This is a genomic window from Lentimicrobiaceae bacterium (assembly GCA_023227965.1).
Lineage (GTDB): Bacteria > Bacteroidota > Bacteroidia > Bacteroidales > JALOCA01 > JALOCA01.
The window spans coordinates 109,614-127,581 of the sequence record JALOCA010000002.1; the positions used below are offsets into that span (position 1 = coordinate 109,614).

Annotated in this window: 13 protein-coding genes; 8 read left to right on the plus strand and 5 right to left on the minus strand. The window is 40.8% G+C overall.

The window, feature by feature from the left end:
• Positions 1–7 precede the first annotated feature (7 nt).
• The 3 genes from M0R21_01320 to M0R21_01330 are packed head-to-tail and all read left to right on the plus strand — an operon-like array spanning position 8 to position 2,809.
• Positions 8–1,279 (plus strand): radical SAM protein, encoded by a 1,272-nt coding sequence (locus tag M0R21_01320; protein ID MCK9616457.1) that lies wholly within the window; start codon positions 8–10, stop codon positions 1,277–1,279.
• A gap of 34 nt (positions 1,280–1,313) precedes the next feature.
• Positions 1,314–1,691 carry a hypothetical protein gene (locus tag M0R21_01325; GenBank protein MCK9616458.1) on the plus strand — a complete coding sequence of 126 codons (378 nt, stop codon included), beginning with the start codon at positions 1,314–1,316 and terminating at the stop codon, positions 1,689–1,691.
• An 8-nt stretch (positions 1,692–1,699) separates the two neighbouring features.
• Complete coding sequence (locus M0R21_01330; protein ID MCK9616459.1) at positions 1,700–2,809, plus strand: acetylserotonin O-methyltransferase; 1,110 nt, start codon at positions 1,700–1,702, stop codon at positions 2,807–2,809.
• 184 nt (positions 2,810–2,993) lie between these two features.
• Here M0R21_01330 and deoD read toward each other — a convergent pair whose 3' ends face one another.
• The 4 genes from deoD to M0R21_01350 form a co-directional block, all read right to left on the minus strand.
• Positions 2,994–3,698, minus strand: a complete 705-nt coding sequence (deoD, locus tag M0R21_01335; protein ID MCK9616460.1) for a purine-nucleoside phosphorylase — start codon at positions 3,696–3,698, stop codon at positions 2,994–2,996.
• A gap of 2 nt (positions 3,699–3,700) precedes the next feature.
• On the minus strand, positions 3,701–5,011 hold the full coding sequence (locus M0R21_01340) for an adenylosuccinate synthase (GenBank protein ID MCK9616461.1): 1,311 nt from the start codon (positions 5,009–5,011) through the stop codon (positions 3,701–3,703).
• 5 nt (positions 5,012–5,016) lie between these two features.
• Positions 5,017–5,490, minus strand: coding sequence for a transcriptional repressor (locus M0R21_01345; protein ID MCK9616462.1), 474 nt, complete (start codon positions 5,488–5,490; stop codon positions 5,017–5,019).
• Between the two features lie 75 nt (positions 5,491–5,565).
• Positions 5,566–7,821 carry a RelA/SpoT family protein gene (locus M0R21_01350; GenBank protein MCK9616463.1) on the minus strand — a complete coding sequence of 752 codons (2,256 nt, stop codon included), beginning with the start codon at positions 7,819–7,821 and terminating at the stop codon, positions 5,566–5,568.
• Between the two features lie 341 nt (positions 7,822–8,162).
• Here M0R21_01350 and M0R21_01355 point away from each other — a divergent pair, with 341 nt between their 5' ends.
• The 3 genes from M0R21_01355 (at position 8,163) to M0R21_01365 (ending at position 11,299) form a co-directional block, all read left to right on the plus strand.
• On the plus strand, positions 8,163–8,741 hold the full coding sequence (locus M0R21_01355; GenBank protein ID MCK9616464.1) for an OmpH family outer membrane protein: 579 nt from the start codon (positions 8,163–8,165) through the stop codon (positions 8,739–8,741).
• A 48-nt stretch (positions 8,742–8,789) separates the two neighbouring features.
• Complete coding sequence (locus M0R21_01360; GenBank protein MCK9616465.1) at positions 8,790–9,338, plus strand: OmpH family outer membrane protein; 549 nt, start codon at positions 8,790–8,792, stop codon at positions 9,336–9,338.
• A 134-nt stretch (positions 9,339–9,472) separates the two neighbouring features.
• A complete protein-coding gene (locus tag M0R21_01365; protein ID MCK9616466.1) occupies positions 9,473–11,299 on the plus strand; it encodes a tetratricopeptide repeat protein in 1,827 nt (608 codons plus the stop codon).
• A gap of 439 nt (positions 11,300–11,738) precedes the next feature.
• On the opposite strand, the gene M0R21_01370 is transcribed toward M0R21_01365, so the two are convergent.
• Complete coding sequence (locus M0R21_01370) at positions 11,739–12,857, minus strand: universal stress protein (GenBank protein ID MCK9616467.1); 1,119 nt, start codon at positions 12,855–12,857, stop codon at positions 11,739–11,741.
• A gap of 143 nt (positions 12,858–13,000) precedes the next feature.
• On the opposite strand from M0R21_01370, the gene M0R21_01375 reads away from it, so the two are divergent.
• Both M0R21_01375 and M0R21_01380 read left to right on the plus strand, forming a co-directional pair.
• The gene (locus M0R21_01375; GenBank protein MCK9616468.1) at positions 13,001–14,611 is read left to right on the plus strand and encodes a pseudouridine synthase; all 1,611 of its coding nucleotides are present in this window, start codon (positions 13,001–13,003) and stop codon (positions 14,609–14,611) included.
• Positions 14,612–14,664: 53 nt separating this feature from the next.
• The gene (locus tag M0R21_01380; protein ID MCK9616469.1) at positions 14,665–17,910 is read left to right on the plus strand and encodes a T9SS type A sorting domain-containing protein; all 3,246 of its coding nucleotides are present in this window, start codon (positions 14,665–14,667) and stop codon (positions 17,908–17,910) included.
• Positions 17,911–17,968: the final 58 nt, after the last annotated feature.

Genomic DNA, 17,968 nt, shown 5'->3' on the forward strand with positions numbered 1-17,968 from the left:
TAAGACTATGAAAATAAAACTGATTTATCCCAAGTGGACAAAACTGGAAGGACAAACCCATTTTAACCTGCCTCCGCACGGTCCCGTGGTTTTTGCTGCTACGCTTCCTGATTATGTAGAGATAGAATTTACCGATGAAAATGTTGAGCCCCTTACAATCACCGACGACTGCGACCTGGTGGCAATCTCCATGATGCTTACCACCCAGATAAAACGGGGTTGGGAAATTGCCGAAACCTATCATAGCTTAGGCAAAAAAGTGATTTTCGGAGGTATTTCTACCATGCTGCACGCAGAAGAAACCCTGCAACATGCCGATTCTGTTTTTCTTGGCGAAAGCGAAGGTAGAATGGAACAGGTACTCGACGATTTCAGAAAAAATCGCCTGCAAAAAGTGTATAACTTCATGAACAACCGCCCTGACATAGCCCTTGTAGGACCTGCCCGCCGCGACATTCTTAAAAGCGAACTTTATTACCATAAAGGAGTGCAAATGGTAGATTTGTTCCACGCTTCGCGGGGATGTCGTTTCAGTTGCTACCCGTGTGCCGTTACCTATCTCGGCGGAAGAGAATTTCGCCCGAGACCTCTGGACAAAGTGATAGAGGAGCTTGAAACCATACAAAACAACCGGCTTTTTATAGTAGATAACTCACTGGCACAGGATACTCAATGGGAAAAAGACCTTTTCAGAGAGATGATCCCCCTGAAAAAGAAATGGTGCAGCCATACTATAGAAGATAAACCCGAAGTGCTTAATCTTGCTGCACAGGCAGGCGCCTGGTATGTGTACCAGGCAGTGTTCGACACCTCCGACTATATCAAAGACCGTATTAAAATGTACCACGACTATGGCATAGGCGTAGAGGGTACTATTTTATTAGGACTCGACAACCAGACGGAAGACGACATTCTACGCCTTATTGACTTCCTGCTCGAAATTGACCTCGATCTTGCCGAATTTACCGTGATGACTCCTTTTCCCCATACCAAAGCCTGGGATGATATGATTCGTGAAAAACGGATTTTTAATTTCGACTGGAACGACTATAATGCCGGCAAAGTGGTATTTCAGCCCAAACACATGAGCCCTGAACGGCTGCAGGAACTTTTTTACCTTGCCTGGGATACCTTTTACAAAGATGAATCACAAGCCCAGAAAATGTTCAAACTCTTCCGGAAAGTGATAGAAAAAGAAATCGAAGACGGAACCTATCGCTCACGCCGCCAGGATTTGGCAGATATCAGTTTCGGGAAAAAAGTTACCAGGGGAAGTTAATCATTAACGTTTAATCAGCATTTTATCATTTTGCATGAAAGAAAAAAATAATTTAACCGATAGTATTTATCGTTTCAAAGGCGAATGGGACATGGACTCGCAATGCGGTTTAAAAATTCACAGGGCAAAAAACGGCATGACCATAGTTATAGCCACCGACTTGTACAACGAAAATCCGGGTACTTCCGTTACCCGTTGGAATGCCCCCTTAGCTACAGCCATTGCCGCCGAATACCAGATCCCCCACAATAAACTGTATTTTATTGAGCATACTCCCGACCGTGGCTCGAAGCTTACTTTTTACACTGAAACTTTTTACCATGTTTCTTTCCTTTCCGACGGCGAAAAACTTGTAGATCCCAACTGGGAAAAGCTTACCCGTGAAGAAGTGGAAACAATGTTGTCTTCCTGAAAAAACACATGAAAACTTTTACCCAGTTTCTGCCCCCTGCATGGACAATGCAGGTATTACAATGGTTTCGCAATGGTTTATACAAGTTGCGGATGCACATGGTTCCCGGAGGAATTGCCCTATTTGAAATCGTTCACGATTTTTGGTATGCCAGGGCGTTGGGCGTTGCCGCCGAATTGGACATTGCAGGCTTACTGAAAGAAAAACCCCTGCACATTGACCAACTGGCTGCGCTTACGCAAACCCATTCGCCTTCGCTGTACCGCCTTATGCGCACGCTGGCAAGCCGGGGCGTTTTCCGCGAAACTGAGAAAAATGTTTTTCACCTTACCTTTCTTGCCAGGGCATTGCTCGACAAGGAAGATGGCATGAAGTACCTGATACAAAGCCATACCAGTGTTACACAATTGCAAAATTTCGGCGAACTGCTCCATTGCGTACGTACAGGCGAAAATGCTTATGTAAAAAGATTCAATACCCATGCTTTCGATTTCATGACTGCCAATCCTGCCGAGGCGGCGGTTTTTAATAAAGGCATGAGCAATGCTTCGCGGTTGTTTGCCAAAGCCCTACTTTCGGCTTACAGTTTCAGAAATTTTAAAAAGATAGTGGACATCGGAGGCGGAAACGGAGTATTGCTTTCTTCCATACTTTCACGATACCCCTCGGCAACAGGCATACTTTTTGACCTGCCACACGTTATCGAAAACGTTGACACTTCGCTACACGATGGGGATACAATATCTTTGCGTTTGCAATTGTCGGTGGGAGATTTTTTTGAAAATGTACCCTCCGGTGCCGATTTGTACATTTTGAAAAATGTGCTTCACGACTGGGACGACAGCCATTGCATTTTACTATTGAGTAAAATCTGTTCGGTTATCGAAAATGGGAGTCGCCTGCTGGTTATCGAAAGCATTATTCCGGAAGGAAATACTCCTTCGTTTGGGAAAATGATGGATTTGCTGATGCTTACAGGTACGCAGGGCGGCAGGGAACGTACGCTTGCCGAATACAAAAAGTTATTTGCCGAAGCTCAACTGCACTGCCGACGTGTGGTGCATACCGTAGCTCCTTTTTCGGTAATGGAAGCAATAAAAAAGGAAATGCCAGGGTAAGTATTATTGTATTGGTTTCCGTTAATAAACGCTCTTTAATCATAATGATACCAAAGGCATCTGTGGTTTCAGATACCTGTATGGCGGTGCCAAGGTCGTTGCAAGGCAAAAGTTTATACAAAGTATTGTCATAGTGTTGTTTATAACGATAAATTTGTTATATTTGCAGTACTTTGAGGGATGGCTATGCTAATTCCAGTGCTATTTTCATCATCCCGGTGAAAGCCGTTTGACGTTCCTGGGCGCTGGTGCGTTCACCGGTAAAAAGATTATCACTTACGGTGAGCAAGGCAAGTGCCTGTACACCAAAGCGTGCAGCGAGGGTATACAAGGCGGCGGCTTCCATTTCCACTGCCAGAACACCATGTTTTCTCCATAAAAAATATGGGTCGTTAATGTGTTCATCAAAATAAAAGAAATCCGATGAAAGGATATTACCCACATGATAAGGCAAATCCAATTCTTCGGAAAGGGCTTTGGCTTTCTGTAACAAATTAAAATCAGCAATAGCTGCAAAATCCATACCACCAAACCGCAATTTGTTAACATTGGAATCGGTGCAGGCTCCCATTGCTATTACGAGTTCCTTTACCTTAATATGTTCCTGCAAACTACCACAGGTACCTATCCTGATTAGTTTTTTTACCTGGTAATCGTTAATGAGTTCGTTTACATAAATAGAAATGGAAGGAATACCCATACCGGTTCCCTGTACCGATATAGTTTTGTTGTTGTACTCGCCCGTATAACCGAGCATTCCCCTTACATTATTGTAACAACGTGGATTTTCTAAAAAATTTTCGGCTATAAATTTTGCACGTAGCGGATCGCCGGGAAGGAGAACGGTTTTGGCTATTTCGCCGACAGGGGCTTCGATATGTATGCTCATGATTATTGTTTTATTATATGCATTTTACGTTCAAGTATCTGCTTCCGCCCGGGACCCGTGGAAATCATTTCAAAATGAATACCCGTTTCTTTTTCAAGAAATGCGATGTAATCTTTTGCAGCCCCAGGTAATTGGTTAAAAGTTTCTGCTTTTTGCAGGTTTTCCATCCAGCCCTGCATTTCGGTATAAACGGGATGCAGAAGTTGACCAAGTATATCAGAAGGTAGATAATGTATTTTTTCAGTTTTCGATTCGTAATGGGTACAAATATTTATCTTATCGAAGGTATCAAGGACATCGGCTTTGGTAAGGATAAGATCAGTAACACCGTTAAGCATTATTGCATAGCGCAGTGCAGGCAGGTCAAGCCATCCGCACCTGCGTGGGCGACCAGTGGTAGAGCCGAATTCCTTACCGAGGTTCCGCAATTTTTCTCCGGTTTCATCTTCCAGTTCGGTGGGGAAAGGTCCACTTCCAACACGGGTGCAGTAGGCTTTTACGATTCCGTAAACCCGGCTTATCTTGTGGGGAGCAACACCCAGCCCGGTACAAGCTCCGGCTGTAATTGTATTACTGGATGTTACAAAGGGATAAGAACCAAAGTCCACGTCGAGTAATGTTCCCTGAGCACCTTCGGCAAGCACTTTTTTCCCTTTGGCTATTTCGGCATTGATAAAAATTTCGCCTTCCACAAAATGGAAGAACTTCAACTTTTCGAGCGAGGCTAACCATTTTTCTTCATACTCAGCAAACGACATTCCATTAAGTTGAAAATCTGTATATGAAAAATGATAGAGTTGGGAAACCAACGATAAATGGTAATTTTTCAGTTCGTTATATTTTTCCCGGAAGTCGGTTCTGAAAATTTCACAAATTCTCAATCCGGAACGTGCGGTCTTGTCGGTATAAGTCGGTCCAATTCCTTTCAAAGTAGAACCAATTTTTGCACTTCCCTTTAGTGATTCGCTGGCAACATCAAGCAGACGATGTGTGGGCAAAATCAAATGAGCACGATTGGATATCAGCAGATTTTTCTTGGGGTCGGCTTTTTTTTGTTGTAAATCTTCAATTTCCTTAACAAGGAGGAAAGGGTCAATAATCACTCCGTTGCCAATCAGGTTCACTATTTCCGGGTGAAATATTCCTGACGGAATTGTATGTAAAATTTGTTTCTCTCCCTCTATTTCAATGGTATGCCCTGCATTAGGTCCTCCCTGAAAACGAGCGACAATGTCATATCGGGGGCTGATGACATCCACAATTTTTCCTTTGCCTTCGTCTCCCCATTGTAATCCTAACAGTACATCTATCATTTTGGTTATTTCTTTTCGGTCAAAATCTCTTCTTTTTTTTCATTACATGTTCCGTAAAAAGTGAGAGAGTGATGTGTTATATTCATATTGAACATTTTACTTACCGACTCCTGGATTTCCTGAATACGGGGATCGCAAAATTCGAGTAATTTACCAGTGTCGAGGCATAAAATATGATCATGTTGGCTGAATTTATAGGAACGTTCAAATTGGGAGCCACTATGCCCAAACTGGTGTTTGATAACTAATTTACAATTGAGTAGCAGTTCGATGGTATTGTATAGTGTTGCCCTGCTAACCATATATTTGCTGTTTTTCATCCGGATGTACAGGGTTTCTATGTCGAAATGTCCATCGGTTGAATAAATTTCTTTGAGTATGGTAAAACGTTCGGGGGTTTTGCGATGTCCATGTTGAGTAAGGTATTCTGTAAAAAGTTTTTTTACAGCTTCAAAAGTCATTTTATCGGTCGGTTTCATCCTTTGAAAATTTGGATAAAAGTAAAAATAATTTTGTTTATTTGGTATAAATAAAAATAATTTGTCCTTTTATATTCAATTTATTCTGCTTACCCGTGATACCCCTTTTATTTTTTTCAATTGTGCGATTAAAATGTTAAGATTCTCAGCATTATGTATAAATAGCATAATTTCTCCTTCGGTTACGCCTTCGTTGCTACTAAAGTGAAGCGAACGAATATTCAGATTGTGTTGTTCGGCAATAACCCTCGTTATATCAAGCACAAAACCAATTTTATCTATTCCGGTAATTCGCACTCCGGTAAGAAATGAAATTTCGCCTTCCTGCCTCCATTTGGCTTTTACAATCCTGTTTCCAAACCTCGACATCAACTCACGGGCAATTTTACAGTTGGTACGATGGATATCAATGGTTTCATTATCACTAACCAAACCCACTACATCGTCGCCTGGAATGGGATTACAGCAATCGGAAATACAATAAATCACTTTGTCGAAATCGGCAATCAGAACCTGGGTGTCATTTTTCCCTTTAAGTTTATTTTGCATGCTCTCAGAAAGGTTTCTCGGCTTATCTTCATTTTTTTGCTTGGAAAAAGGCATCCGTATGTATTTCAGCCAGCTATTACTTTTGTCGGATTCGTGGCAGCTGTTTTTCAATTCCTTGATACCTACTTCGCCAAGAGCAACCTTGTAATACAAATCGGTAAGAGAAGATAATTTATTAAATTCCTGAAATCGTATAACATTACTTTTAATAAATTCTATATTCAACTGGTTAAAAATTTCCTCCAGTATTTTTTTTCCTTCGGTTGCACGTTGTTTCCTTTCTTCGCGGAGGGCTTCCCTGATTTTAGCTTTTGCCCTTGCCGTAATTACAAAATCAAGCCATTCTTCTTTGGGTTTTTCTTTTTTTGATGAAATGATTTCTACTTTGTCTCCGCTTGTTAGCTGGTGTTTAAGGGTTACCAGCTTGTTATTTACCTTAGCAGCAATGCAGGTACTTCCCAGGTTAGTATGGATGCTGTAAGCAAAATCAAGGGTTGTGGCATTGATAGGGAGTATCTTGGGGTCTCCCTTCGGAGTAAATACGGTAATTTCCTCGGGATACAAATTAAGTCTGACGGTTTCTACAAAATCAAGGGCATTTTCGTCGGCATTCTGTACAATTTCGCTGATACGTTCAAGCCATTGGTCCAAACCGCTGGGAGTATTACTTCTTTCTTTGTATTTCCAGTGGGCGGCATAGCCTTTTTCGGCAATTTCGTGCATCCTGCGGGTACGTATCTGTACCTCCACCCATTGTCCGTTATCGCTAACGACAGTAGTATGCAATGCTTCATAACCGTTAGCTTTGGGAATTGAAATCCAATCACGAAAGCGGTTGGGCAATGGATTATAAAACCGGGTAACTATGTTATACACTTTCAGACACTCATCCTTTTCAACGAACTTATCGTTGAGGTCATCATCAGTTGATAATTCGATAATTATACGAATGGCAAAAACATCGTACATTTCTTCAAATGCCACTTCTTTTTTTTGCATCTTTTTCCAGATGGAAAAAACAGATTTATCATGAAAAATTATCTCAAATGCGCTGTTTCGTTTTTGAAGTTCTTTAACAATAGGGCTGATGAAGTGCGCAATAAAAGCTTTCCGTTCTGGTTCGGTTTCTTTTAGCTTTTTATAGATTGCGTTATAACTTTCTTGCTGTGTAAACCTGAAGGCGAGATCTTCCAACTCACTTTTTATGGCATATAAACCTAAGCGGTGTGCAAGCGGAACATACAAAAAAGTAGTTTCTGACGCAATTTTTAGCTGTTTTTCATGTGCCATAAACTCGAGGGTTCGCATGTTGTGCAGCCTGTCGCCTAATTTTATCAGCATAACTCTTACATCAATAGAAAGGGTTAACAAAATTTTACGGTGGTTCTCATCCTGTATTGTCCCAGTAGAAGAATCGGAAATTTTTTTGATTTTTGTGAGTCCATCCGTAATTTGTGCGACTTTTTCCCCGAATGCATCGCGAATATCTTCGAGTGGATAACCTGCATCTTCCACTACATCATGCAGCAAAGCACAAATAATGGAAGTTTCGCCCAATCCTATTTCTCCTGCGCATATTCTTGCAACTTCGAGAGGATGATAAATATAAGGCTCTCCACTTTTGCGTCGCATATCTTTATGTGCTCGCAATGCCAGTTTAAACGCCTTTTGTACCATAGAAGTATCGCGAAACTCCTTTGTATGCATACGCCAGGTATTTAGCAACTTGCGATACCTGCGAATGATTTCTCGTTTTTCCTGTTCCGGGTCTATCTGGTACATAAAGGGTATTAAAAATGCGATTATGCGCTTACAAAATTAATAAAATGCGAATTGTATTTTACTTTAAGGCTTTTCATCTTTCAATAAATTTGCGATGTTAACTGCATACTAAAAATAATCCGTAGTAAAAATCTTCGGATATTTTATATTTTTTATTATCTCCATTGCAACCTAGACTGGAACTTATGGGATTTTCTTATCTTTGTGGCAGGATTTTTGTAAATATTTATCAAAACCAATACCATCTATACTATGAAACGAGCATGTTCGTTAAACACAAATACGGATGAAGATCTCACATGCGAGTTCCATCCGATTTTAAATTTAAAAATTATTTACGGATGAAAAAGTTAATTGTAAGCGTACTTTTTGTTGTATGCACCGTTTTTTCCTTTGCCCAAAAATTTGCCTATGTTGACACGGAATATATACTCAAAAACATTCCGGAGTACAATGATGCCCAAGCCCAGTTGGACGAACTGTCTATACAATGGCAGAAGGAAATAGAAACCCGTTTTGCGGAAATAGATAAGATGTATAAAGACTTTCAGAATGAAGCTGTATTGCTTCCCGCCGACGCAAAAAAGAAGAAAGAAGATGCAATAGTCAGCAAAGAAAAAGAGGCTAAAGATTTGCAAAAAAAGAGATTCGGAAAGGATAGTGACCTTACGAAAAAGCGCCAGGAATTGGTAAAACCCATTCAGGAAAAAATTTACAACGCCATTGAAGAGTATGCCAACGAAAGTGGCTATGCCGTAATTTTCGATAAATCGGGCAGCCTTACCATGCTATATTCGAATGGGAAATATGATGTAAGTGACCAGATTCTCGACAAATTGGGATACACGTATTCTAAAAGGACAGATGAAAGCCCGAAAAAAGAAAGCAGTAAAGGCGGGAATACTGAGGTAAAAAAATAAAATTCCTATCTTTGCCGTTCCAAATTTATTAATAAACACTTTTAACCCATGAAAAATACTATTAAAGCTTGTCTGCTGATAGGAATTTGTATGCTTACAATTTCGGTTTCTGCCCAAACCAATTCAAAGTTGGGACATCTTGATTTTGCAAAACTCTATAGCTTAATTCCAGGTCAGGATTCTATTCAGAAAATTTATTCTGATTATCAAAAAACAATTAAAGATCAGTTTGATGCTATGCAGGCTGAACTCGAAAGCAAATACAACGACTACCAAGCAAACAATGCTACATGGTCGGCTATTATCAAACAAAATAAAGAAAAAGAAATAGCAGATTTACAAGATCGCATGCAGGCTTTCCAGCAAAATGCCCAGCAGGATTTGCAAAACAAAGAATCTGAACTAACCGCACCTTTAATTGAAAAAGCTAAAAAAGCTGTTAGGGATGTCGCCAAAGAAAATGGCTTTACTTATGTTTTTAACAGTGGAGACAACGGCGTAACGATACTTTATACTTCCGACAACAGTGAAGATCTGATGCCTCTCGTTAAAAAGAAACTCGGAATAAAAGAAGAAAAGAAAGAAGTAAAAAAATAATACCATTTGTATATAGTTACAACAAAAGCTCCCGTATGCACAGGAGCTTTTTTTATAGGCTACACTTTTAGTATCAAAAACTTTATTATTCACTTTTCGTAATGTGCTTTTTGCTGCTTAGAATAAAAAAAATTATGTATAAATTATTGTTTTTAGTTGGTCTGTTGATGTGTACTTGTACTGTTTTTCCACAGGGACAATCCTATACCAACGAACAATTAGCCTTACAATACATGATGAACCGTGAATTCGACAAAGCAGTGGAAATTTATGAGGATTTGTATAATAAAAATCCTACCCAGTATTATTTTTCCAATTATACCTTTTGCCTGATAGAACTGCAGAATTATGAAAAAGCGGAAAAAATAATTAAGAAACATATTCGATCCCACCCCAAAGAACCCAAATTTTTGGTAGATTTAGGCTACGTATACAGCAAAGAAGGTGAGCAACGCAAGTCTGAAAATGCATATAATGAAGCTATTGAAAAAATGAAGCCCGACAGGCAGCAAATCACAGAATTGGCTAATGCCTTTTTGGTAAAACGGGAAAATGAAAGAGCCATCGAAACCATAAAAAAAGGAAGAAACCTGCTTCCCGATAAATATCCCTTCAGCATAGAACTTGCCGACATTTACGAAAGGCAGGAGGACTGGTCGAATTATTATAACGAACTGCTTGACCTGATTATATTTGATTATCAGTATTTGCAAAATGTGCAAAATAAATTGCAGGATAACCTTACCAATGACCCCGAAAACAAAAAAAATGAAGCTTTCCGGAATATTTTGTTGAAACGGATACAAAAATTCCCGGAACAACAATTTTATGCGGAACTGATGATTTGGTATTCTATTCAACAAAAAGATTTTGCCTCTGCCTTGTTACAAGCAAAAGCTTTAGACCGCCGGAATGGTGAAAACGGACAGCGCATCATGGAAATTGGCGACTTGGCAACCACCAATAAAAAATACGAACTTGCAGAAGATGCTTATAGTTACATTGTTACAAAAAAAGGGGAAGAAAGTCCCTATTATGTAAACAGTAGAATTGCTTTGCTCGAAACTCGTATGAACAGGCTGATTCCGGATTTTCCATTGAACAAAGAAAAAATGCTGGCACTGGAAAATGAAATGTACAGTACACTGAGTACTTTGGGGAAGAATCGCAATACCATTCCCCTGATGCGCGCCCTTGCCCGTTTGGAAGCCTTTTATCTTTCAAAAAACAATACTGCCATAGCACTATTGAATGAAGCCATCAATATCGAAAATATAAGTACCATAATTCAAGCCGAATGCAAACTTGACTTGGCAGATATCATGCTTTTTTCGGGTGAACAATGGGAAGCCACCCTTTTGTATTCACAGGTTGAAAAATCCTTACCCAACGACCCGCTTGCACACGAAGCCAAATTCAGGAATGCCCGTCTTTTTTATTTTATCGGGGAATTTAGTTGGGCGAAAGCACAATTAGACGTTTTAAAAGCAGCTACAAGCAAGTTGATTGCCAACGATGCTATGCAATTATCGCTTTTGATTGCTGATAACACCAATCCCGATAGCACCTCTACCGAACTTGCCATGTACAGCCGCGCTGATTTTCTTCTTTACCAAAATAAAAAAGAAATGGCTTTGCAAACCCTCGATTCGCTACTTACAAGTTTTTCTTCACACCCTATAATCAGTCAGGTTATTTTTAAAGAATCAGAAATCAGAATTTTACAAGGTCGTTATCTGGATGCCGATACGTTATTGGGTCAGATTTTGGTTACCTATCCTTACAGCATTCTTGCTGATGATGCGCTAATGAAACGTGCTGAATTGTATGAAAATCAATTCCAAAACCCAACGAAAGCCATGTACTTTTACCAGAAATTGATGACCAATTACCCCGGAAGCCTTTTTGTAGAAGAAGCCCGCAAACGGTTCAGGGCTTTAAGGGGCGATCTGGTAAATTGATGCAAATAATATCTGCATAGGGCTATTCTGGTTATCCTTTAAATAGTTGTTTCTTTGAACAGTGAATGATATTAGATATTAACATAACAAGACCGTTGCAAAATGCTACGAGAGTTAGTTTTCTAACTTTGTGTTGATAATTTTTGTTTTTCGTGATAAAACAGCTTTTTTTACTATTTTCGCTTCATTATATCTCAATAATATTACTGTAAATGAGGGGAAAAACTCTTATTTTTTAGCATTGGGAGATATATAGAAACACCCGCCAATCCAACCACGGATATTACGGACATGGCTGCCTGTGCCGAAATAGTACACAAACACAATACACTAATGATTAACGTTTTTTTTATCAGGTTGCGTAAAAAATTAAATTGAACTATTTGTTAATGAAGAAGGATACCATTTAAAGGTATCCTTCTTTGAAAATTTCCCAACTTTAAAACGGAAAAACCAATAGTGGCAAACGGGTATGGTACAACATCCGCTTTGTCATACTGGGATTAAGTAACCTTTGGATGATGTTCCGTTTGTGGGTGGTCATGGCTAACAGTCCGATATTATTATTGCGGATATAGGTTTCCAGGCTGTTAAAAACATTGTCGCCCACTATCATTTCGCATTCCACTTGCATTCCACCAAATTTATCTTGTAAAAATTGCTGCATTTCATTAAATTTGGCTTTATCCCAGGGCTTTTTTATGCCGAGACTTACATGTACACAATGTACTTTGGCATTAAACGGCTCAATGAATTGCAATAGTTCACTCAATGCAAGAAAGTCAGTATCATCAAAATCGGTAGCGTACAATACATTTAAATTTTTATTGACGCCTTCAAACTGATAATCGTGGGGGATGGCGAGCACAGGGATAGAAGATTTTTCAATGAGTTCGGCAGTAGTACCTCCCACAACAGATTTTTTGTCTCCCTTCCCGCGCATTCCCATTATAATGATATCAGGTTTATATTTTTGCGAATACATCATAATGGCTTCGGCAGGGATACCTTCCGCTATAGATTTGCTGATTTCCGGCATGTATTCCGATTTGGTTTTTACTTGGTTTACAACAATCCGTTTGTATTTTTCCAAAGCTTTTTGCATTTCTTTTCCGGTATCGGTTACCAAGGAGTAGGTATCGGCAAGCATGGGAAAAGTATGATCTTCATAGGGCGATGCAGCAAAACTGGGCTGAAGATAAGTGTGTAACAAACGGATTTTGGCTTGCAAAACCCTTGCAAGACCAATAGCAAAACGAAAACCAACAGTGGATTGCTCTGAAAAATCAACAGGAACCAGAATTTTTTTAATCTTTCCTTCTTTTTTGGCAAGCAATTTCAGGTCTTCACCATATTCCTGCTTTACATCTTCAATAATTTTCATAGCATGTTCCACGTCGGCTTCACGAATCATGATTTGTACCCCTGCCGAAACATCGGGCTGAATCATATTTTCATTCAGCGTGAAGCATTCAATATTCTCGGATTCAAATCGCGCCTGCAGTATAAGTGCTCTTGAATACGAATAAGTTGCAATGTGTAATATCCGGTTTTTCATGGCTAACATTTTTTCTCAAATATAATAAAAAAATTATAATGCTTCCTGTTTTTTTACAAATTTTAAAAAAGATGCAAGTGCTATAAAATCAATGGTGTATTGAACACCTAGTATTTGTACCTTTGCTGCCCTATTTATAAAAAATGAAAAGAGAAGAATCGTCCTTCGGGAGAAGGAAACCTGATGAAAAGCATTCTGATGAAAAATCAGTATCTGGCAAAAGACCCCGGATAACAACTTACGGAGTGAAAAAATCTGAACCCTCTTACAAGGAAAAATCAAGAGATAAACACGAACGTCCCTACAAAGAAAGAAAATCCGGGAAGGAAGACGGTGCAAAACCTTACGAACGTAAACCTTATGGCGAAAGAAGTCCTCGTCGCGAAAGTAATGACAAACCTTACGAACGTAAACCCTACGGAGAAAGACGTCCACGTCGTGAAAGTGAAGACAAACCCTACGAGCGTAAACCCTATGGCGAAAGAAGTCCTCGTCGTGAAAGTGAAGACAAACCTTACGAACGTAAACCCTATAGCGAAAGACGTCCTCGTCGTGAAAGTGAAGGCAAACCCTACGAACGTAAACCCTATGGCGAAAGACGTCCACGTCGTGAAAGTGAAGGCAAACCTTACGAACGTAAACCCTATGGCGAAAGACGTCCACGTCGTGAAAGTGAAGACAAACCTTACGAACGTAAACCCTACGGTGAAAGACGTCCTCGTCGCGAAAGTGAAGACAAACCTTACGAACGTAAACCTTATGGCGAAAGAAGTCCTCGTCGCGAAAGTGAAGACAAACCCTACGAGCGTAAACCCTATGGCGAAAGACGTCCTCGTCGCGAAAGTGATGACAAATCCTACGAACGCAAAAAACCGGAAGAAGAAAGCGACAGCAAGCCCTTTATAATCACAAGAAGTTGGGATGCAGGCGACGAAAAACCCCGCCGAAAAACAAAAGAATTCAAAGAACGCCCTAAAACCAGGTTCGATACAAAAAACAAATCTGATGAAGACGCTGATATGCACAGCAAAAAAGATGAAGACGGCTTAATCCGACTCAACAAATACCTTTCCAATGCAGGAGTGTGTTCACGCCGCGAAGCCGACGAATTGATTCAGGCAGGAGCCGTTTCCGTAAATGGAGTCATCATCACGGAACTGGGGCATAAAATTTCGCCCGACGACAAAGTGCAATATGGAGGTGAAACTCTTCATCGCGAAAAGTACCAATATGTCTTGCTTAATAAGCCCAAAGGATACATTACTACCCTCGACGACCCCGATGAAAGAAAAACCGTGATGCTTCTGGTTCAGGATGCCTGTAAAGAGCGCATTTATCCTGTTGGCAGACTCGACAGGAACACTACTGGGCTATTGCTGTTCACCAATGATGGCGAACTGACGAAAAAGCTGACCCATCCACGTTACAATATCCGGAAAATTTATCATGCTACCCTTGATAAATCCCTTACACATAACGATTTTTTACAACTTACCGAAGGTGTCGAACTCGAAGACGGTTTCATAAAAATAGACGAACTGGCTTATGTAGGTGAAGGGAAAAAAGAATTGGGGTTGGAAATTCATTCCGGGCAAAACAGAGTTGTCCGTCGTTTATTCGAACATTTGGGATACGATGTTGTTAAGTTAGATCGGGTTTCTTTTGCCGGACTTACCAAAAAAGACCTGCCCCGTGGAAAATGTCGCCATCTTACCCAACAGGAAATAAATTTTCTGAAAATGATGAAAGCGTAATCAAATTTTTACAATTTTCGCACCCCAAAATTAACAAACCGAACATTATGTACATGAAAAAGTTCATTATCATCTGTTTTATTTTCACTGGCATAATCACAATATCTGCCTTTGCACAACAATACCCCACCCGCGAGCAAATTAAAAAACACCCTTTAAAATATAAGGTGGATTACCGGATAGACAATATGGCCTACTGGAAAAGAATGGCTAACTTAGGACTGGTAACTACTGCTCCTATTCAAAAAGTACCCAAGGCTATATTTACAGGAAATAATATCAATTCTAAGAGTGTATTAACTACTAATTCACTGGACGTTTGTATTACTTCAGAAAATTCCACACAAAGTGAAAATTCTGTCTTTATAAGTCCTTTGAATCCAGATAATGCGCTCAACTCCAATAATTCAACCCCTTTACCCGCAGGAAGCGTTTACGGTGCTGACCATTTTATTACCAATGATGAAGGCAATACTTGGGATGGCTCCATTTACGGTGCCGGCGGCGGCGATCAGGGCGACCCGACAACTGCCATCGGAAACAATGGACATATGTTTGTTGGATTCATTCACAGCAACAACGGTCAGGGCGTTTCTCATTCTACTGATGGGGGAACCACCTGGACTTCGGTAGTTGTTGCACCGGGTCCTCCGGGTTGGAACAGCCTTCTCGACAAAAACCATTTATGGATTGACAATTCTACAACAAGTGTTTACGATGGTAATCTTTACGATGCCTGGACAAACTTTGGCGGTTCAAATAATAACCAGATTGAAATTTCCCGTTCAACCGACGATGGACTCACCTGGTCAGCCCCGCAAAGCATAAGCAATGCAGTTAGTGCAGGAAGCCATAACCAGGGTGTGAATATCAGCACCGGTCCTGACGGACAGGTATATGTTTGCTGGGTTGTGTATGATGCAGGTGTGATGGATGAAAAAGCCATTGGATTTACCAGATCAACCGACGGTGGGGTTACTTATCAGCCGGCAATCAGAGCCATAAACAATCTGAAAGGAATCCGTACAGGCGGAACGTCAAAAAATATGCGCGTAAACTCCTTCCCATCCATGACTGTTGACATCAGTAACAGCGGACATCGTGGTACCATTTACATTGTTTGGGCTAACAAAGGAGTTCCCGGAATAAACACCGGCAGCGACATAGATGTTTACCTTATTAAATCCACTGATGGCGGAACCACCTGGTCGAATCCCAAAAAGATTAATACTGATGCTCCCGGTGCTGGCAAACAACATTACTTCCCATGGATTACCTGCGACCCAATTACCGGCACCCTCAGCGTGATTTTTTACGACGACCGTAATGTAACCAGTTCCCAATGCGAAGTATGGTGTGCCAATTCTTACGACGGCGGAGAAACCTGGGCAGATTTTAAAGTCAGTGATATCGCTTTTACTCCAACTCCGATTCCCGGCCTTGCCAGCTCTTATTTTGGCGATTACCTCGCCATAAGTGCAAGAAATGGGCAGGTTTATCCGGTTTGGACTGATAACCGTTCGGGTCATGCTCTTACTTATGCCTCACCCTATGTAACAGGAATGGCTCCGGTTGCAACAGTTTTCCCGATTCCGGTTGATTCTTCCAAACAAGTTCTTCCTTTTACAAAACTGCATTGGCAGGATACCAGTAACGTAAGCCCGGCTACCCTTTTCAAAATTTACCTCGGAACTGATAATCCTCCTACCAATATCGTAAGCGGAGGCATGGTAATGGATACGGTATTCATTCCTTCTCATTCTTTACCCGAAAATTCTACCATCTATTGGAGAGTAGATGCTTACAATGGTTTTGGAAATACTTCCGGAAACGTTTGGAGTTTTACTACTTTGCCTCCTGTTGAAGAAGATTTTGAAAGCGGAGATTTTACCAGATACCAATGGAATTTTAACGAACAGCCCTGGACTGTTACTAACCTTGCAAAACGCAATGGGGGTTACTCTGCCAAATCAGGCATCGTAAATGTTGGCGATACCTCTGCCATGCACCTGCAACTGGAACTTGCTGTTACCGATACCCTGCATTTCTGGGTAAAAACAACCACCATGGAAACAGTGAACCACCTTGAATTTGCTGTGGACGGGCAGGTGATGGAAACATGGAGCGGAACTCTCGACTGGACACAGGCAGCAATACCGGTTACTGCTGGTTTACACAACTATGAATGGCGTTATGTGAAAACAGCCCAGGATACCACTATCATTGATGCTGTTTGGGTTGATTATATTGATTTCCCCATGTTAAGCCCAATTACTGCCGTAGCCGGTAACGACGACGACATTTGTGTGGGTCAAACTTATCAGCTCAACGGGAGTTCAGTAAATTACTCTACTGTTCAATGGACTACCTCCGGAAACGGTACTTTCAATAATTCCGGCATACTAAATCCTGTATATACCCCTGGCAGCATTGACATTACACAGGGATTTGCAAAGCTTGTTTTAACGGTAACCTGTGGTTGTGGTGATGTTCTGAGCGATACGCTTATCCTTAGTATTCACGCTATTCCTTCGGCCTTTACCATACAAGGTGGCGGCGGATACTGCGAAGGCGGCAGCGGCGTAAGCATCAGCCTTAACGGCTCACAAACCAATATAGATTATGAATTATTACTGAACAATACTCCTACCGGTTACATTCTTCCGGGAACCGGTTCATCGTTGCTTTTTGAAAATGTTACTGTTCCCGGCACTTACAAAATAAAAGCAGCAAATGCTTATGGCTGCGAACGGGCTATGACCGGGCAGGTAAGCGTTCTGTTGTATCCTCTTCCTGTGGTACAGTTGGGTAGCGATACTATCATTTGTGTTAATCATGTTATTGAACTCGACGCTACCATACCCAACGCACAAAACTATCTGTGGCAACCCTTTGGGCAAACCACTCCAACCATCATGGTGGATTCTACCGGCGTAGGTGCAGGTGTACAGACTTACTCGGTGTTAGTAACCGACAACAATGGCTGTCAGACTACCGACGACATTACCATTACTTTCGATCCCTGTACCGGAATTACTGGCTATGTGAAAGGGCTTAAAGTGGATATATCGCCTAACCCGGCAAGCGAAAATGTTTATCTGACCCTTATTACCGATAAGAACTGTCAGTTTGGTGTAAAAATCACCAATGCTGCCAACCAGGAGTTTTACCATCAGCGGATGACAGTTAATGGAAAGATGATCAAGACCATTGATATAAGTTCTTTGGCAAGAGGCATTTATTTCGTTCATATCGAAGGAAACAAAACAAAACTTATCCGTAAACTGATAGTTCAGTAAGATAATAACCTGAATTCGGCGTAAGGTTGCAAACCATTCTATGATTTCGCTATCGCTC